We start from the raw sequence: 18,517 nt of genomic DNA on the forward strand, positions 1-18,517 counted from the left end.
GCATGCAAGAAGCCCCGTCGCGCAAGCGGCGGGGCTTTTTTGCTTTTACCAGAGATACCTTGCCGTCAGCATCACCGTGCGCCGCTGGCCGTAGAAGCAGTCGCCGCGGGCGAGGCAGGTGGTGATCTGCACCTTGTCGGCCAGGTTGACGGCGTTCAGCGCGAAGCGCCACGGGCCGGTCTCGTAGGCGAGCAGGGCGTCGACCAGCGTGGCGGACGGCGTTTCCAGCGAATCGGCGCCGTCCCATGATGTGCCGATGTAACGCACGCCGGCGCCCGCCGTGAAGCCGGTCACGCCGCCGACGGCGAAATCGCGCGCCAGCCAGGCCGACGCGTTGTGCTTCGGGATGCCGGACACGCGCTTGCCCAGGTCCGCGCCATTGCTGCGCGAGGTGCGTGCGTCGGTGTACGTGTAGGCGGCGGTCCAGTCCCAGCCGCGCACCGCGCCGGCCGTTTCCAGTTCGGCGCCGCGCACCTTCACTTCGCCCAGTTGCACGCTGTTTTGCGGGTTCGCCGGGTCGGCCGTCTTGCGGTTCTGGTCGCGCAACTGGTACAGCGCCAGCGACGCCGTCACCGCGGGGGCGGCTTGCCATTTAATGCCCGCCTCCCACTGCTTGCCGCGCTGCGGCTTGAACGGTTCGTTGTAGACATCGACACCGCCCAGCGGCAGGAACGATTCGGCATAGCTGACGTAAGGGGAAAAGCCGCCGTCGCCCAGGTACAGCAGGCCCACGCGTTTCGTGCTGGCCTTGTCGTCCGTGCGGGATGCGGGACGGCCCGCGATGTCGTTCTCCGCGTGGTCGCGGCGCCAGCCCAGCACACCGACCCAGCGCTCGTCGAACTTGGCCTGTTCCTGCACGTAGAAGCCCTTCTGGTGCAGCACGGCGGTCGGCTGTTGCGCCAGCGATGCGGGCGGCGTGAAGTTGCCGTACACGGGGTTGTACACGTCCAGCGCGGCGGCGGTGCCACGGCCCGTCGCCTGGCGGGTCTCGGCGCGCTGCACGTCGAAGCCGGCCAGGAACGTGTGCTGCCAGCGGCCGGTGGCGAACTGCGCTTCGAGCTGGGTGTCGAAGAGCAGCGTGTCGAGCGCGTTCGCCTGCTGGATCAGGTCGCGCTCGATCGTGCGGTTGTCCGCGTTGAACACGGGGCGCCCGGGCCGGCTGCGCAACGGGATCGCGGTGAAGCTCGTGTAGGCACTGCGGTAGTCGACGTCCGAATTGCTCTTGCGGGCGTTCTGGCGCAGCGCGAGGTTGTCGCTGAAGTGGTGGCTGAACTGCCAGCCGAACGACGTCTGGTCCGTCTTGTAGGCATCCCAGCCCGGCTCGCCCGTGAACGTGTCGGTCGGGATCTGGCCATATTGCGACGGCAGCAGCGTGCCCTGCCACGGGAAGAAGCCGATCAGCGAGCCGCTTTCATCCTGCTGGCGCAGTGCATGCAGCGTCAGGGACGTGTCGGCGTCCGGCGCCCACGTCAGCGACGGCATCAGCACCTTGCGGTCGTCGGCCACGTGGCCGACCTGCGAACCGCTGTCGCGGCCGATCGCCACCACGCGCAGGCGCCAGTGACCCGCATCGTCGAGCACCTCGTTGAAGTCCACGGCCACCTGCTTGCGGTCATGGCTGCCGACCTGCACCTGCACCTCGCGGCGCCGTTCGGCCACCGGTTTCTTGGTGACGTAGTTGACCACGCCGCCCACGCTGCCCTGGCCATACAGCACCGACGACGGGCCGCGCAGCACCTCCACGCGTTCCAGCATGAACGGATCGGGACGGGTGGTGTTGTAGAAGCCGAAGTTGTACTGCAGGCCATCGACGAGCGATGTCGGCGAACCGCCGCGCGACGTGACGCTGTCACCGCGGCTGTCGAGCGACACGGCAACGAGGCCGGCCGTGTAGTTCAGCGTCTGCCGCAATGTTTGCGCGCCCTGCAGCTGCAGGCGTTCGGCCGGGATCACGGAGATCGATTGCGGCGTTTCGATCAGCGGCGTGTCGGTCTTCGTGGCGGAGCCACTGCGCCGCGCCACGAAATCGTCGTCGGCCTTGCTGCCTTCGATCTTCACGACGGCGATCGGGGCCGCGTCGGCTTCCGCCGGGGCGTCGACGGCGGGCGCGGAGGCAGCCGCGTGGACGGGTGCCCAGGCGCACAGCAGCGCAAAGGCGATCGGACGAAGCCTGACCGGTTGACGTGCTTGAAGCGTTTGACGCGGGTGAACCGGAAGAAACGAAAGAAGGCCGGCCTGTGCCGGCTTGGAGAACTGCGCCATGAAACCCTTCCCGATGGTGGCAGAAGCGGGCTGGCGTCGGCTGGCTGGCTAATAGTTGACTGGAATCGTCAAGTATAGCCTTTGCGTGCAGGAAGGACAAGGCGGGACAAGGCGAGACAAGGTGGAACACGGCGGCACCGGATGCATCGAGTGCCCGCCGTGCGCAAGGGTCACCACTTCTGCTGCGCGGCCAGCACCCGGTTCTGCTCATCGAGCCAGCCTTTCAGCGGCGCGAAGTACTCGAGCAGGGCGCCGCCATCGATGCGGTCTTCGCCGCTGATCGCCTTCAGCGCCTCGGGCCACGGCTTGCTGGTGCCCAGTTCCAGCATGGCCTGCAGCTTCTTCCCCGCCTTTTCGTTGCCGTGGATCGAGCACGCGTGCAGCGGGCCTTCGTGGCCGGCCTCGCGGCACAGCGCGCGGTGGAACTGGAACTGCAGCAGGTTGGCCAGGAAGTAGCGGGCATAAGGCACGTCCGCCGGAACGTGGTACTTGGCGCCGGCGTCGAAGCCGTTCGCCGCCATGGGCAGCGGGCGGCCGATGCCCATGTACTGTTCGCGCAACTGCCACCAGCTGCGGTCGTAGTCGGCCGGCTGCGTGTTGCCCGCGTAGACGTCCCAGCGCCAGCGGTCGACCATGTAGGCCCACGGCAGCACCGCCACTTTCGACAGCGCGCGGCGCAGCAGTTCGCCCATGTCCGCCTTCGGGTCCGGGTCTTCCTTCATCAGGCCGATGCGCTTCAGGTAGGCGGGCGTGATCGACAGGGCGATGGTGTCGCCGATCGCCTCGTGGAAGCCGTCGTTGGCGCCGTTGCGGAACAGCGCCGGCTGGTTCTGGTAGGCGAGGAAGTAGTAGACGTGGCCCAGCTCATGATGGATGACGGTGAAATCCTCGGCCGTGGGATTGATGCACATCTTGATGCGCACGTCGTCGCGGGCATCGATCGACCACGCCGACGCATGGCACACCACTTCGCGGTCGCGCGGCTTGGCCAGCAGCGAACGTTCCCAGAAGGTGGCCGGCAGCTTCGGCATGCCCAGCGAGGTGTAGAAGCGTTCGGCGTATTCCGTCATCTGCCTGGGCGTGGTCTTGCGCTGTTCCAGCACCTTCGTCAGGTCGAAGCCGCTGGCGCCGGACTTCGGCCTGACCAGCGGGTAGAGGTTGTCCCATGTCTGGCTCCACATATTGCCGAACAGGTGTGCGGGGACAGGGCCGGTCAGCGGCACCGCTTCCGGGCCGTAGGCGGCGCGCAGTTTGTAGCGCGTGTATTCGTGCAGCGCGTCGTACAGCGGCTTCACCTGCAGCCACAGGCGTTCCATCTCGAACGCGAATTCGTCGGGCGCCATGTCGTAGCCGGAGCGCCACAGTGCGCCGGTATCGGCATAGCCCATCTCGCGGGCGCCCTTGTTCGACAGGGCCACGAAGCCGGCATAGCGGTCCTTCCAGCCTGGCGACTGCGCATGCCAGCCGGACCATGCATCGAGCAGCTTCTTCGGATCGCGGCTGGTGGCCAGGATCTTTTCCAGCTCGCCCAGGGCCATGCAGGGGCGGCCATCGGCTGGGCAGTATTTCGCCTTGCCGTAGGCACCGGCCAGGGCTGCCCGTGCGGCAGCGTAATCGGCGCGTTCCTTCGGGTCGGACAGCATCAGGGTCAGCTGCAGCAACTTCAGCTTGCGCGCATCAGCGTGGCTCAGCGACTGGACGAAACCCGGGCTGTTGAAGCGGCGTGCGGCCAACGCCGCCTGGCCCGCCGCGTCCAGCTGCAGTTCGCCGAAATACGCGGCGATCGCTTCGGTATCGTCGGTGATGAAATTTGCGCCCACCCAGTCGGCGCGTGCCTGGTCCGCATTGACCCTGTCGAATCCTGCCTCGGTCTGGGCCAGGAAACGCTTGGCTTCGACGAGCGTGGGTTTCGCCGGTGCCCTGGCCTGCGCCTTCGTCTTGCCCGGCTTTGCCGGCGCCTTCGGCTGCGCATGCGCCTGGGTCATGCCCGCGCCCAGCGCCAGCAACGTGATGAGTGAAACAGCGGACAGCTTCATCGTCCCCTCCGATCCTTTATGAAGCCTTCAATATAAAGCATTTACCCTTGTTTTCATTGCGCCGTTTTGTCATGCTCGCGGTTCTCCATCATCACACTTCCACACCATGAAAATCTCCACGACCGCGGCGCTCGCGCTGACCTTCGCCTGTCAAACCGCCGTTGCGCAGAACAGCGCGCGGCAGGTGGAAAGCTGGACTGAAAAGGATGGCGCGCTACAGATCGTTACCAACGACGGCCGCTACGTGATCCGCCCGTACTCCGCGGCGATTGTCGAGACCACGTTCATCCCGAATGGCGAGCAGCAGGATGCGCGGTCGCACGCCGTGGTGCTGCGGCCAGCGGGCGTGCCGGCCACGGTGAAGGAAGCCGCTGGCCGCATCGAGTACGCCACGCCGGGCATCACCGTCACGATCGAGCGCCGGCCGCTGCGCATCAGCTACGCTTACAAGGGCCAGCCGCTGCTGGCGGAAAAGCTGGGCTACACGAGAAGGAACGGCATGGAGGCGCTGGAGTTCGCGCTCGATGCCGACGAGGCGCTGTACGGCGCAGGTGCCCGCGCCGTGGGCATGAACCGCCGCGGCTACCGCTTCCAGCTCTACAACAAGGCGCACTACGGCTACGGCAACCGCTCGGAGCTGCTGAACTTCACGATCCCCGTGGCGCTGTCGTCGAAAAAGTACGCGGTGCACTTCGATAACCCGCAAACGGGCTACCTGGATTTCGACAGCCGCAAGGACGGCACGCTCGCGTACGAAACGATCGGCGGCAGGAAGACCTACCAGGTGATCGCCGGCGATGCGTGGGCCGACGTGATGGCGAACTACACGAGCCTGACGGGCCGCCAGCCGCTACCGCCGCGCTGGGCATTCGGCAATTTCGCCAGCCGCTTCGGCTACCACGACGAAAAGGAAGTACGTGCCGTCGTCGACAGGTTCAGGGAAGAGAAGATCCCGCTCGATGCGGTGGTGCTCGACCTGTACTGGTTCGGCAAGGAGGTGCAGGGTACGATGGGCAACCTGGCATGGGACAAGGACAAGTTTCCCGAGCCGCAACGCATGCTGCGCGACCTCCAGAGCAAGGGCGTGAACACGGTGGTCATCACCGAACCGTTCGTGCTGACCACGTCGGGCCGCTGGCAGGAAGCGGTGGCGGCGAAAGCGCTGGCCACCACGAAGGATGGCGCACCCTATACGTACGACTTCTTCTTCGGGAATACCGGTCTGGTCGATATCTTCAGCCCGCAGGGCAAGGGCTGGTTCTGGAACATCTACAAGGGGCTGAAGGAGCAGGGCGTGGCCGGGTGGTGGGGCGACCTGGGCGAGCCGGAGCTGCATCCGGCGGCGCTGCAGCACGCCACCGGTTCGGCGGACCAGGTGCACAACATCTATGGCCATGACTGGGCGCGGCTGATCGCCGAGGGCTATGCGAAGGACTTCCCGGACGAGCGCCCGTTCATCCTGATGCGCGCCGGCTATTCTGGGTCGCAGCGCTTCGGCATGATTCCGTGGTCCGGTGACGTGTCGCGCAGCTGGGGCGGGCTGCAGTCGCAGATGGAGATCGCGCTGCAGATGGGCATGCAGGGCCTGGCCTACATGCATTCCGACCTGGGCGGCTTCGCCGGCCCCGCGCTCGACGACGAACTGTATGTGCGCTGGCTGCAGTATGGCGTGTTCCAGCCGGTGTTCCGCCCGCATGCGCAGGAAGAGGTGGCTTCCGAGCCCGTGTACCGCGCGCCGCGCGCGAAACGCCTGGCCGCCGATGCGATCCGGTTGCGCTATGCGCTGCTGCCGTATCACTACACGATGGCGTTCGAGAACAGCACCACCGGCATGCCGCTGATGCGCCCCGTGCTGTTCGAGGATACGAAGAACGATGCGGGCCTGCTGGCCTCCACTTACCTGTGGGGCGGCAGTTTCCTCGTTGCGCCGGTGACCGAGCCGGGCGCGCGGCGCAAGGAAGTGTATTTCCCGACCAAGGGCAGCGCATGGTTCGACTTCCATACCGGCGCGCGGCACGCCGGGGGTATCCTGGAAACGGTCGACGTGGTGGAAGAACGCATCCCGGTGTACGTGCGCGCCGGCGCGTTCGTGCCGATGGCGCCGGTCGTGCAGACCACGCGCGACTACACGAGCAGGAACATCGATCTGCATTACTGGCATGACCACAGCGTGACGGCGTCGAAGGGCATGCTGTACGACGACGATGGCGCCACCGCCGATGCGTGGGGCAAGGGCAAGTACGAGATTGCCAGCTTCACCGCGGCCGCGCGGCCGGATGCGCTCGACATCGGCATCGCCACCGAGGCGGGCAGCGCGATGGCGCCGGTAGTGCGTGCTTACACACTGCACGTGCATGGTCTCGCGAAACCGAAACGCGTGCTGCTCGATGGCCGCGCGCTGGCTTTCACGTGGGACGCGAAAACGCGGGTGGCGCGGGTGGCCATCCCGGCGCGGGCGCGGCTCGCGGCAAAGGTCACCGTGCAGTTTTCGTGATCCACACAAAACCCGGGACAGACCCCTGTTTAGAGGAAATTTCCTAGAAACACGGGTCTGTCCCTAGTTTTTCTGTTGTTTGACTACAAAACAACTGAAATCTGGCGTTTTGGCCACTGAAGTGACGTTGACTGCGTGGTTCGTCCATGTTATTTTGCTACATATAGAGTAGCGCATAACATCGGAGACCGCGGATGCATTCTTCTTCCACCAAACCACGGCTGTCGTTCTGGCAGCTGTGGAACATGAGCTTCGGCTTTTTCGGCATCCAGTTCGGCTTTGCGCTGCAAAATGCCAATACCAGCCGCATCTTTTCCACGCTGGGCGCCAATCCCGATGAACTGCCGCTGCTATGGCTGGCGGCGCCGGCCACCGGCCTGCTGGTGCAGCCCATCATCGGCTACCTGTCCGACAATACCTGGCACCCGAAATGGGGCCGCCGCAGGCCGTTCTTCTTCCTCGGTGCCGTGTTCGCGTCGCTGGCGCTGGTCCTGATGCCCAATTCGCAGTCGCTGTGGATGGCGGCCGCCGTGTTGTGGATGATGGATGCCGCGATCAACGTATCGATGGAGCCGTTCCGTGCCTTCGTCGGCGACAAGCTCGATGAGTCGCAGCAGACGGCCGGTTTCGCGATGCAGACCTTCTTCATCGGCTGCGGCGCCGTCATCGCCTCGCTGCTGCCGACCATCTTCACCGACTACCTCGGCGTCAGCAACGTGGCGCCCGCCGGTACCATTCCCGATTCGGTCCGCTATGCGTTCTACGCGGGTGGCACGGTGTACCTGCTGGCCGTGCTGTGGACCGTGTTCACCGCCGACGAACTGCCGCCCGAGAACCTGGAAGAGTTCCAGCGCGAGCGCAGCCTGTCCAAGGGGCTGGGCCATGCGCTGGCGGAGATCCTCGGCGGCTTTGGCCGCATGCCGAAGACGATGGTGCAGCTGGCCTACGTGTCGTTCTTCACCTGGGTCGGTCTCTACACGATGTGGATCTACACCACCGCTTCCGTGGCCGAGAATGTGTTCGGCACGACCGATGCCACGTCGGCCGCCTACCAGGCTGCCGGCAACTGGGTCGGCATGATGTTCGCCGTGTACTCGGGCGTTTCCGCGCTGGCCGCGTTCATCCTGCCCGTGCTGGCCCGCCTCACGAGCCGCAAGACAGTGCACATGGCCTGCCTTGCCATCGGCGGCGTCTCGCTGGCCAGCGTGTTCCAGATCCACGACAAGCAGATGCTGATGCTGCCGATGATCGGCGTGGGCCTTGCCTGGGCCAGCATCCTGACGATGCCCTACGCGATCCTGGCCGGCTCGCTGCCGGCCAAGCGGATGGGCTACTACATGGGCCTCTTCAATTTCTTCGTCGTGATCCCGCAGATCATCGCCGGTGTCGTGCTGGGCTTCGTGATCCGCCACGCGTTCGATGGCCATGCCGCCAAGACGCTGGTGCTGGGCGGCGTCTCGTTGCTGGTGGCCGCCGCGCTGACGGTGTTCGTGAAGGACAACGTGCGGCGCCCGAAGTGAGCGTCAACCTGTAGCGCCGACCTGGAAACGGCGCGTTCGGCACCGAGCCGCGCGCCGTCGCGCACTGGATCGCGGTAGGCTGGGATGTTAATCTTAAGCCAACACCACAGCGGAGCAGACATGGCAATTCAGACGATTCAAACCACGCCCGTCGCCGGCCAGCGGCCGGGCACTTCCGGCCTGCGCAAGAAGGTCGGCGTATTCCAGCAAGCGCATTATCTCGAGAACTTCGTGCAGAGCGTCTTCGATACGCTCGGCGACCTGACCGGCAAGACACTGGTGCTCGGCGGCGACGGCCGCTTCCACAACCGCGTCGCGATTCAAACCATCCTCAAAATGGCCGCGGCCAATGGCCTGGCGCGCGTGCTGGTGGGAAGGGGCGGCATCCTGTCCACGCCGGCGGTGTCGTGCGTCATTCGCAAGCATGAGGCGATGGGCGGCATCGTCCTGTCGGCCAGCCACAATCCCGGCGGTCCGGACGGCGACTTCGGCATCAAGTACAACATCGGCAATGGCGGCCCGGCACCGGAAGCGGTGACCGAAGGCATCTACCAGCGCACCACCACCATCAACACCTACCGCATCAGCGATGCGCCCGACCTCGACATCGACCACGGCGGCCGTTCCTACCTGGAGCAGATGCAGGTCGAGGTGATCGACCCGGTCGACGATTACGCGCAGCTGATGGAACAGCTGTTCGACTTCGAGGCGATCCGCAACCTGTTCGCCAGCGGCTTCCGCATGCGCTTCGATGCGATGCATGCCGTGGCCGGCCCGTATGCCAGGGCGATCATCGAAGGCCGCCTGGGTGCGCCGGAAGGCACCGTGATCAACGCCGTGCCGAGCGAGGACTTCGGCGGCGGCCACCCGGACCCGAACCCCGTCAACGCGGCCGAACTGATCGAACTGATGGCGCGCGACGATGCGCCCGATTTCGGCGCCGCCTCGGACGGTGACGCCGACCGCAACATGATCGTCGGGCGCAAGTTCGACGTCACGCCTTCCGATTCCCTTGCGATCCTTGCCGCCAATGCGCAAGTGGCGCCTGGCTACCGCGCCGGCATCGCCGGCATCGCCCGATCGATGCCCACGTCGCGCGCGGCCGACCGCGTGGCCGAGGCGCTCGGCGTGCCATGCTACGAAACGCCGACCGGGTGGAAGTACTTCGGCACGCTGCTCGATGCCGGCCTGGCCACGCTGTGCGGCGAGGAGAGCTACGGCACCGGCTCGAACCACGTGCGCGAGAAGGATGGCGTGTGGGCCGTGCTGTTCTGGCTCAACCTGCTGGCCGTGAAGGGCCAGTCGGTGCAGCAGATCGTCGAGGAACACTGGCAGCGCTTCGGCCGCAACTATTATTCGCGCCACGACTATGAAGCCATCGATGCGCACGCGGCCAAGGTGCTGATGGACGACCTGCGCGTGAAGCTCGCCGCGCTGAAGGGCGTGGAGATGAACCACTACACGGTCGATTACGCCGACGATTTCGAATACACCGATCCGGTCGACGGTTCGCAGGCCACGCAGCAGGGCATCCGCATCGTGATGACGGATGGCTCGCGCATCGTCTACCGGCTGTCCGGCACCGGTACCGAAGGCGCCACGCTGCGCATCTACCTGGAGCGCTACGAAGCCGATCCCGAGCAGCACCACATTCCCACGCAGCAGGCACTGGCGGCGCTGATCGCCATTGCCGACAGCGTGGCCAGCGTCGCCTACAACACGGGGCGGAGCAATCCGACCGTGATCACTTGATTAACCTCGCCAACCTCGCCAACCTAGAAAGGTCGCATGAAGCTCACATCCATTGCATTGTCCATCCTTTTGGCCGCATCCGGCACGTCCGCGCTGGCGGCGACACCGAAACCAATGCCGTTCATGTGGGAGAACGCGACCGTTTATTTCCTGCTCACCGACCGCTTCGCCAACGGCGACAAATCGAACGACCTGGCCTATGGCCGGAAAGCCGACGCGGCGCCGTTGCGCGGTTACCTGGGCGGCGACCTGAAAGGGCTGACGGCGAAGGTCAAGGAAGGCTATTTCGACAGCCTGGGCGTGAACGCGATCTGGCTCACGCCACCCGTGGAGCAGATCCACGCCGGTACCGATGAAGGTACCGGCAAGTCGTATGGCTTCCACGGTTACTGGGCACGCGATTTCACGGCCGTCGATGCCAACCTGGGCACCGAGCAGGATTTCCGCGACTTCGTCGACGCGGCCCATGCGCGCGGCATCCGCGTGCTGCTGGACGTGGTGATGAACCACACCGGCCCGGTAACGGATGCCGATCCCGTGTGGCCGGCGGATTGGGTGCGCACGTCGCCCACGTGCGCGCACAAGGATGCGCCGACGACGATCTCCTGCACGCTGGTGGACAACCTGCCGGACGTGCGCACGGAAAGCGATACGCCGGTGGCCCTGCCGCCAGCGCTTGTTGAAAAATGGAAGAAGGAAGGGCGCTACGAGCGCGAAGCGAAGGAGCTGGACGACTTCTTCGCCCGCACCGGCTACCCGCGCGCGCCGCGTTACTACCTGATGAAATGGCACGCGGACTGGGTACGCAAGTACGGCCTCGATGGCTATCGCGCCGACACCGTCAAGCACACCGAGGCGGGTGTATGGAAGGAACTGCGCACCGTCACCGAGGCGGCGCATGCCGAATGGAAGAAGGCCAACCCGGGCAAGGTGCTTGGCGACGGAAAATTCTTCACCGTGGCCGAGGTGTACAACTATGCCATCGGCCATGGCCGCGAGTTCGACATGGGCGGCGGCGTGAAGACCGACTTCTACGCGAACGGCTTCGACAGCCTGATCAACTTCAGCCTGCCCGGCGATGGCAAGGGCGACTACGAAAGCATCTTTGCGAAATTCTCGGCGCAGCTGCATGGCCCGCTGAAGGGCAAGTCCGTACTGAACTACATGGACTCGCACGACGACGCCAACGCCTTCGATGCGGCGCGCGTCAAGCCTTTCGAGACCGCGAACAAGCTGCTGCTGGCACCGGGCGCCGCGCAGGTCTACTACGGTGACGAAACCGCGCGGCGGCTCGACATCGCCGATGCTGTCGGCGATGCGAAGCTGCGCTCGTTCATGAACTGGGACGAGCTGGCATCGAACGGCGCACGCGACGGTTACCGCGTCGCCGATGTGCGCGCGCACTGGGCGAAGCTGGGCCAGTTCCGGCGCGCCCACCTGTCGGTCGGCGCCGGCACGCATGCGAAGCTGGCCGATGCGCCGTATACGTTCTCGCGCACCTTCAGCGGCAATGGCGCCAGCGACAAGGTCGTGGTGGCGCTGGACGCCCCGGTCGGCAAGCCCGTCGCGATCAAGGTCGGCGGCATCTTCGCCAACGGCACCAAGGTGCGCGACGCCTACGCGGGCGCCACCTACACCGTCGCCAATGGCGCCGTGCGCACGAGCGGCAAGTTCAGCACCATCCTCCTCGAACTTGCCCGTTAAAAAAATTCCCTGAAACCGGGGACTGTCCCTCCAAGGGGGACAGTCCCCCAGGGAGGGACAGTCCCCATGGTTTTTACAACACTGTTTGTCGGGTTTATTCCACAAACACGACGGCGGTGCGGGCGGGGATGGTGAAGCGGCCGGTGGGGGCGTCGTAGCGGGCTTCGCGGGCGCGTGTGTCAGCGGCGGTGGGAGAGGCCTGCACCGGGTGCAGCGTCCAGGTGCGCCCGGCTTCCTGCGGCACGACGATCGATTGTGCGGTCTTGTCGACGTTGAGCAGGTACAGCACGGCCTTGAAGCCGGCGCCGGCGTAGCCGTTGCCGTCGAGGCGGCCGGCGATCACGGTGGGGACCTGGGCGGGGCCGGTGTTGTAGAAGCGCAGGCGCTGTTCGACGTCGGCGGTGCTGCGCAGCCGGAACAGCGTGCTGCCGGCGCGGATCTTCAGCAGGTCGCGGAAGGCGTCGCGGGTGAACGCGATGTCGGCTGGCGAAGGCTTGAAGGCCGGATTGGCCAGCAGCGGCTGGAACAGCGCGTAATCCTTGCCGTTGTCGGCCGCGGGCGGCAGGCCCGTGCCGAAATGGTTGTCGCGGTAGGTCCAGTCCAGCCGGTTGAACCAGTCGCCCGATTCGAAGCTGTTGCGGTCCAGCGATTTGGAGCGGAGGATGTCGAAGCCGGCGTGGAAGTAGGCCACGCCCTGGCTGAACGCGTTGATGGCGGCGGCCAGCACCTGCACGCGGGCGCGGTCGGCCGTCGATGTCGAAGCGGGCAGGCGCAGCACGTTCAGGTCGTACAGCGTCTGGTTGTCGTGGTTTTCCACGTAGTTCACCACTTCGCCCGGTTCGCTCGCGTAACCGGCCGGCTGGCCGCCGTAGTCGATGCGCTGCAGTTCGCGGATCTCGCCCGTGTGCGTTGGCAGCGGGTAGGTGCGCAGCGTGCCGGCCAGGCCCGCCTTGACGAGATCCGCCGCCTTCAGCAGGTCCGCAGGGTTGCGGGAGGCGCCCTCGTTGGGGTCATACACCAGCCCGTTGACATAGCCCTGGCGCGTGATCATGTCGCGCCCGGCGTCGCCGGCGCCGCCACCGCGCACGGCATCGCGGCCACGGTCGCTGAAGGTGCCGATGCCGCTGCCGTTCAGCGACAGCTGTGAAGCCTGCACGAAGCGCTTGCCATCGGCCACCTCGCCGAAGTTCCAGCCTTCGCCGATCAGGTGCACGTGCCGGCCGGCGGCCGCGTTCACGCGGCGCTGCAGCGTTTCCATGACGGCGCGGGGCTGGTGGCCCATCAGGTCGAAGCGGAATGAATCGATGTGGTAGGCCTGCGTCCACAGCACGCTCGAATCGACCATCAGCTTGCCCATCATGCGGTGCTCGGTGGCCGTGTTCTCGCAGCAGGTGGAGCGCTCGATCGCACCTTTCGCATCGAGGCGATGGTAGTAGCCGGGCACCACGCGGTCCAGCACGGATTTTTCATCCTGGCCGGCCGTGTAGGTGTGGTTGTAGACAACGTCCATGCCCACGCGCAGGCCGGCGCCGTGCAGCGCCATCACCATCTGTCGCAGCTCCAGCACGCGCTTGCCGCCGTCCGCCGGATCGGTGCTGTAGCTGCCTTCCGGCGCGTTGTAGTGGTAGGGGTCGTAGCCCCAGTTGTAGCAGTCCGCCAGCTTGCTCGCGCCGATGAGTTTCTGCTGGGCGTCGCTGTCCGCCGCGCCCACCGGGGCTTGCGTCACGCAGCCTTTCTCGGGAATGCTGCCGATGTCGTACACCGGCAGCAGGTGCACATCCGTGAGCCCGGCCTGCGACAGCGCACGCAGGTGCTTCATGCCGTCCGAGCCCTGTTCGAGGAAGGCCGTGTACTTGCCGCGGTTCGCCGGGCTCACGGTCGCGTCGCCGATCGAGAAATCGCGCACGTGCAATTCGTAGATCGACATGTCCGGCTGTGCGCGCACCTTGGCCGGCGGTGCATCCTTGTCCCAGCCGGCGGGCTTCAGGCGCGGCGACGACAGGTCGGCGATGTAGCTGCGCCGCGAATCGGTGGTGAGGCTGACGGAATACGGGTCGGTGACGAGGTTGCGCACGATGCCGGCGCCCGGCACGGGCACGTCCACCGCATACCGGTAGTACTTGCCGTCCAGGTTGCCGCCCACCGTGGCGGACCAGACGCCGGTCTTCGGGTCGAAGCGCAGCGGCGTCGCGGCGCGCGAGGGGCTGGTGCCCTTGTCGTAGGTGCACACGGATACCCGTTGCGCGGTCGGCGCCCACAGCTTGAACGTGGTGCCGTTCGCGCGCGGCGTGGCGCCCAGGTCGGGCACCGCTTCCGCCGCCGCATACAGGTCGTCGAGCGCGCCCGCCACCTGTACCCGCGTGGCATCGAGCACGGTGCCGTCCGCGGCTTCGCTCACCAGCAGAAGCTTGCCGCGGTGCAGGCGGGCGATATCGGCCACGTCGGCGTCGCGCAATGCGAACACGGGGGCCTGCCCCAGGTAGCGCAGGCGTTCCGGCATGGCGGCAGGCGTGGCATCGAGGGCTAGGAACCCGTCCGCGCCGCCGACCTTGCCGCCGGCCGGCGCCGTCACCGAAGCGTTGCGCGCGTGGTAGAGCCTCACGCGGCTGTCGGCACGGGCACCCGGCCACGCCAGCGTGCGCCGGTCCAGCCATGCGGCACGCGCGTCGAACGTCGCGGTATTGGAAGAAAGGACAACCTGGAATCCATCGCCATCGCAGAGGGCGGCGGATGAAGTGGCGGCGTGCGCTGCACCCGCCGCGGCGATGGCGTTGGCGAGTGCCGCGGCAACGGCGAGGCGCAGCGCGCGGCTGCGGTATTGATGGTCCATGCGTCCCCCTGTTTCGATGGGGACGTATGGTAAAGGAAGCTTGCGACTACAGCCATGCTGTAGTCGCACCGGTCATGCACGGGGGATCAGAACTCTTCCCAGTCGGTCTCGGAACCCACGGTCACGGGCGCCTTGCGGGCCGCCGGTGCCGCCGGCCGGGTGGTGTTTGCCGCCGGCAGGGCTGCGCGGACGACAGGCTTTGCCACCGGCTTTGCGGCCGGCCTGGTGGCATGGGCGCGCGTGGCTGGCGCCGGGGCGCTGCCCTGTGCCACCGTGAACGTGCCCACCAGCTCGGCCAGGCGGCGCGCCTGTTCCTGCATCGATTCGGAAGCGGCGCTGGCCTGTTCCACGAGCGCGGCGTTCTGCTGCGTCACTTCGTCCATCTGCGTGATCGCCACGTTCACCTGGTCGATGCCGCTGCTCTGCTCGCGGCTGGCCGACGAGATTTCCGCCATGATGTCCGTCACGCGCTGCACGCTGCCGACCACTTCGGTCATCGTGGCGCCGGCCTGGCCCACCAGCTGGGTGCCGACGCCGACCTTGTTCACGGAATCGTCGATCAGCACCTTGATTTCCTTGGCGGCGGTGGCGGAACGGTGCGCCAGGTTGCGGACCTCGCTGGCCACGACGGCGAAGCCACGGCCCTGTTCGCCGGCACGCGCCGCTTCGACGGCCGCATTCAACGCCAGGATATTGGTCTGGAACGCGATGCCGTCGATGACGGAAATGATGTCGACGATCTTCTTCGCGGACGCATCGATCGCGCCCATCGTGTCGACCACCTGCGCCACCACGGCGCCGCCCTGGGCGGCAACGGTGGAAGCCGATGCGGCCATCGCGCTGGCCTGCTGTGCATTCTCGGCGTTCTGGCGCACGGTCGACGTCAGTTCTTCCATCGACGATGCGGTTTCTTCCAGCGAGCTGGCCTGCTCTTCGGTGCGCGACGACAGGTCCAGGTTGCCGGCCGAGACTTCGGCGGCAGCGGTGGCGATCGTGTCGGTGCCAGTGCGCACTTCGGTGACGATGGCGGCCAGCTTGTCGCGCATGTTACGCATGGCGAACATCATGCTGGCGGTATCGCCGGCCTTTACCGGTACGTCCACCGTCAGGTCGCCATCGGCGATGCGGGCGGCAATCGCAGCCGCGTCGTTCGGTTCGCCGCCCAGCTGCTTGAGCAGGGCACGCGTAATCGTCACGGCGGCCGCGATACCCACGACGAGCGCCAGCGCCGCCAGGGACAGCATCAGCGTCACGGCGCTCCGGTATGCCTCCTTGGCCGCCTCGGCATCTTCCTTGTTCAGCTTGTTCTCGAGCTGGATGAGCTGGGACATGGCGGTTTGCCATGCGATCTGCACTGGGCGCACCTTTTCCAGCAGGACCTTCGTGGCCGCTTCGGCCTCGTTGGCCAGGCCCAGCTTTTCAGCTTCGGCCATCAGCGGCATGGCGATGCGTTCCTGTTCGCGGATCGTGGCGAACAGCACCTTTTCCTCCGGTGCCGTGTCGGGTGCGTTCAGGGATTTCTCCAGCAGGACGATCCGTTCCGCATACATCTTTTCCAGTTCGCGCATGCGTTCCGCTTCCGGGCGCATCACGTTCACGTCGGTCAGCAGCGCCAGATTGCGCAGGATGATCGCGCGTTCCATCAGGCTGTCCTTCAGGGCGCCGATATTCGAGATCTGGACGTTGTTGAAATCGGTGATCCCGTCGATGCGTTCCTGCATCGTACGCATTTTCATCAGGCCAGCGCCCACGATGACGAGCAGCAGGACAAAGACGATCGCATAGCCCAGCGCCAGCCGGGTGCCGACTTTCATATTCTTGAAGTTCATGGTTTTCCGTTCGGTATCGACGACCGCGAGAAAGCAGGGGCGGTCAATGGGGCCGGCGACGCGAGGACTGGGCGGGGCCGGTCGGCACTGTCATAGTGCCTTCGGGCAATTATACGGAAATTTCCGTATGGAATGAGTTTGCTTGCACTGTTTTGTTGCGTGTGCGCCGCAGGAAGCGTCGGAATTCTTGTATGTTCTACCGGTACTCCATCGAAAGGATCGAGTACCGGTAGCCGAACATGAAAATCAGGCAACGGCCGGCTGCGCCCGGTAGTTGTCGACCATCTTGTAGCGCCGCGCGTAAAGGCCGAACAGCAGGGCCGTCACCATGGCAAAAGCAGCAAAGAAGAACATCTGGAAGGCGATCACGGACAGCCCCGTATCGCCGATATGGCCCAGCACCGCGTCGTTCTTCACGCTGGCGTTGACGATCAGCACCCACAGGTTGCCCACCGTGACGGCCAGCGTCCAGAAGCTCATGATCGATCCCTTCATCGATGCCGGTGCCTGGCTGTAGGCGAATTCCAGGCCCGTGGCGGAGACCAGCACTTCGCCCATCGTCAGCAGCGCGTAGGGTGCCAGCTGCCACAGGATCGACATCGGCGTGCCGGCATCCATCGATACCTGGATCCAGCCGATCACCAGCCACGACACGGCCGAGAAGACGATGCCGGCCGTCATGCGGCGCAGCGCGGTCGGTTCCACGCCGCCTTTGCGCAGCAGCGGGTAGATCACCAGGTTGTTGAACGGGATCAGGAGCATCACCAGGGCCGGGTTCACGGCCTGCATCTGCGCCGGCAGGATCTGGAATTCCCAGCCGAGCAGGTTCAGCACGGGGCTCGTCATGGCATTGGCCTGCACGATCCACGTGGAAGCCTTCTGGTCGAACAGCGACCAGAATGGCGTGACCAGCGCGAAGACGACGAGGATGCGCAGCACCGCGCGCACGCCTTCCACCGCTTCATCGGGGTGATGGCCGCGCGCCCGTTCCAGCTGCATCGCGGTGCCGATGCCGCCGAATGCCAGCAGCAGCACCAGCGCCGTGCAGGCCGCGATCACGAAGCCCCATGAGAACGACATGAGCAGCGACACCACTGCCCCGGCGGCGCCCATGGCGGCCACCACCAGGCCGGGGCGGCCCTGGCCCGGCTTTTTCGCCAGCAGCGCGGTGCGCGCCACGCGCGTCAGCGAATCCGGGCTGGGCGGCGCCGGTGGCACGTGCACGTATTTCTTGTTCCCCAGCCAGAAGATGAGGGTGGCCAGGGCCATCAGCAGGCCGGGAATACCGAAGGCCACGGAAGGGCCATAGTTCTTCAGGAACAGGGGCATCAGCAGCGACGCGAAGAACGAGCCGAAATTGATGATCCAGTAGAAGGCGTCGTAGACGACCTTGGCCCGCTTCTTGTTGGTCTGGTCGAACTGGTCGCCCACGAAGGCCGACACGAGCGGCTTGATGCCGCCCGCGCCCAGCGCGATCAGGAACAGGCCGAAGTAGAAGCCCGTGAGGTTGTCCTCGAAGATCGCCAGGCAGGCGTGGCCGGCCACGTAGACGAGGCTGAGCCAGAAGATCGTGTTGTATTTGCCGAAGTAGCGGTCGGCCAGGAAGCCGCCCAGCAGCGGGAAGAAATACACGCCGATGACGAACGTGTGGAACACGTGCTTTGCTTCGCCCGTGCGGTCTTCCAATGGAATGAACAGCAGCAGGGTGCTGATCAGGAAAGGCGTCAGGATATTGCGCATGCCATAGAAGGAAAAGCGTTCGGCCCCTTCGTTGGCGATGATGTACGGTATCTGGCGCGGCAGCGGGCCGGAGCCCGCTTCGTGGGTGGCGTTTGCCATGGATAGCCTTCTCGAATTGTGGATGGACGCGATGCTATGCCGAATACGGTTGCGCTGGCAATGGCACGCCAGCGCCGGCTTGAGCCATCTTTATTGAGGGTGATGTAGTTTGACTACGGATGGCCTGACAAATATTTTATCGATGAATGTATAAGTCATTGATTTATAAGGATGGTGTGCGACTACGTCGTTACAGCGCGCCGTTGAACTATTCATACGCATGATGTATATTCTCTACAGCACCATCAATT

General features: G+C 65.5%; 9 protein-coding genes. 4 read left to right on the plus strand and 5 right to left on the minus strand.

Going from position 1 to position 18,517, the window contains the following annotated elements; genetic code table 11:
* Positions 1–45: 45 nt before the first annotated feature.
* Together EWM63_RS18240 and EWM63_RS18245 are read right to left on the minus strand one after the other, a co-directional pair.
* Positions 46–2,262 carry a TonB-dependent siderophore receptor gene (locus EWM63_RS18240; protein WP_130187802.1) on the minus strand — a complete coding sequence of 739 codons (2,217 nt, stop codon included), beginning with the start codon at positions 2,260–2,262 and terminating at the stop codon, positions 46–48.
* A gap of 170 nt (positions 2,263–2,432) precedes the next feature.
* Positions 2,433–4,298: a M2 family metallopeptidase gene (locus tag EWM63_RS18245; protein ID WP_130187803.1), complete on the minus strand. Its 1,866-nt coding sequence runs from the start codon at positions 4,296–4,298 to the stop codon at positions 2,433–2,435.
* A 106-nt stretch (positions 4,299–4,404) separates the two neighbouring features.
* Between EWM63_RS18245 and EWM63_RS18250 the strand changes: the two genes are divergently transcribed.
* From EWM63_RS18250 to EWM63_RS18265, 4 genes are all read left to right on the plus strand, one after another.
* Positions 4,405–6,792: a TIM-barrel domain-containing protein gene (locus EWM63_RS18250; RefSeq protein WP_130187804.1), complete on the plus strand. Its 2,388-nt coding sequence runs from the start codon at positions 4,405–4,407 to the stop codon at positions 6,790–6,792.
* A gap of 194 nt (positions 6,793–6,986) precedes the next feature.
* Positions 6,987–8,312, plus strand: coding sequence for an MFS transporter (locus EWM63_RS18255; RefSeq protein ID WP_130187805.1), 1,326 nt, complete (start codon positions 6,987–6,989; stop codon positions 8,310–8,312).
* Positions 8,313–8,432: 120 nt separating this feature from the next.
* Entirely contained in the window at positions 8,433–10,064 is a 1,632-nt protein-coding gene (locus EWM63_RS18260; RefSeq protein WP_130187806.1) for an alpha-D-glucose phosphate-specific phosphoglucomutase, read from the plus strand.
* 36 nt (positions 10,065–10,100) lie between these two features.
* Positions 10,101–11,768, plus strand: coding sequence for an alpha-amylase family glycosyl hydrolase (locus EWM63_RS18265; RefSeq protein WP_130187807.1), 1,668 nt, complete (start codon positions 10,101–10,103; stop codon positions 11,766–11,768).
* A 94-nt stretch (positions 11,769–11,862) separates the two neighbouring features.
* Here the strand turns inward: EWM63_RS18265 and EWM63_RS18270 are convergent, their stop codons facing one another.
* The 3 genes from EWM63_RS18270 to EWM63_RS18280 all read right to left on the minus strand — a co-directional run bounded on the left by EWM63_RS18270 (position 11,863) and on the right by EWM63_RS18280 (position 18,266).
* Complete coding sequence (locus EWM63_RS18270) at positions 11,863–14,598, minus strand: alpha-1,6-glucosidase domain-containing protein (RefSeq protein ID WP_130187808.1); 2,736 nt, start codon at positions 14,596–14,598, stop codon at positions 11,863–11,865.
* An 86-nt stretch (positions 14,599–14,684) separates the two neighbouring features.
* Positions 14,685–16,427 carry a methyl-accepting chemotaxis protein gene (locus tag EWM63_RS32950; protein WP_307720788.1) on the minus strand — a complete coding sequence of 581 codons (1,743 nt, stop codon included), beginning with the start codon at positions 16,425–16,427 and terminating at the stop codon, positions 14,685–14,687.
* 246 nt (positions 16,428–16,673) lie between these two features.
* Positions 16,674–18,266 (minus strand): POT-type proton-dependent oligopeptide transporter, encoded by a 1,593-nt coding sequence (locus EWM63_RS18280; protein ID WP_130187809.1) that lies wholly within the window; start codon positions 18,264–18,266, stop codon positions 16,674–16,676.
* Between the last annotated feature and the right edge of the window lie 251 nt (positions 18,267–18,517).

It is taken from the genome of Pseudoduganella lutea (assembly GCF_004209755.1).
In the GTDB taxonomy this organism is placed as follows: Bacteria; Pseudomonadota; Gammaproteobacteria; order Burkholderiales; family Burkholderiaceae_D; genus Rugamonas; species Rugamonas lutea.

Excerpts from the sequence above, each read along its gene's own strand:
- EWM63_RS18250 (WP_130187804.1), top strand. The coding sequence starts at position 4,405 with ATGAAAATCTCCACGACCGCGGCGCTCGCGCTGACCTTCGCCTGTCAA.
- EWM63_RS18260 (WP_130187806.1), top strand. The coding sequence starts at position 8,433 with ATGGCAATTCAGACGATTCAAACCACGCCCGTCGCCGGCCAGCGGCCG.
- EWM63_RS18255 (WP_130187805.1), top strand. The coding sequence starts at position 6,987 with ATGCATTCTTCTTCCACCAAACCACGGCTGTCGTTCTGGCAGCTGTGG.
- EWM63_RS18240 (WP_130187802.1), bottom strand. The coding sequence starts at position 2,262 with ATGGCGCAGTTCTCCAAGCCGGCACAGGCCGGCCTTCTTTCGTTTCTT.
- EWM63_RS18280 (WP_130187809.1), bottom strand. The coding sequence starts at position 18,266 with ATGGCAAACGCCACCCACGAAGCGGGCTCCGGCCCGCTGCCGCGCCAG.
- EWM63_RS18270 (WP_130187808.1), bottom strand. The coding sequence starts at position 14,598 with ATGGACCATCAATACCGCAGCCGCGCGCTGCGCCTCGCCGTTGCCGCG.
- EWM63_RS18265 (WP_130187807.1), top strand. The coding sequence starts at position 10,101 with ATGAAGCTCACATCCATTGCATTGTCCATCCTTTTGGCCGCATCCGGC.
- EWM63_RS18245 (WP_130187803.1), bottom strand. The coding sequence starts at position 4,298 with ATGAAGCTGTCCGCTGTTTCACTCATCACGTTGCTGGCGCTGGGCGCG.
- EWM63_RS32950 (WP_307720788.1), bottom strand. The coding sequence starts at position 16,427 with ATGAACTTCAAGAATATGAAAGTCGGCACCCGGCTGGCGCTGGGCTAT.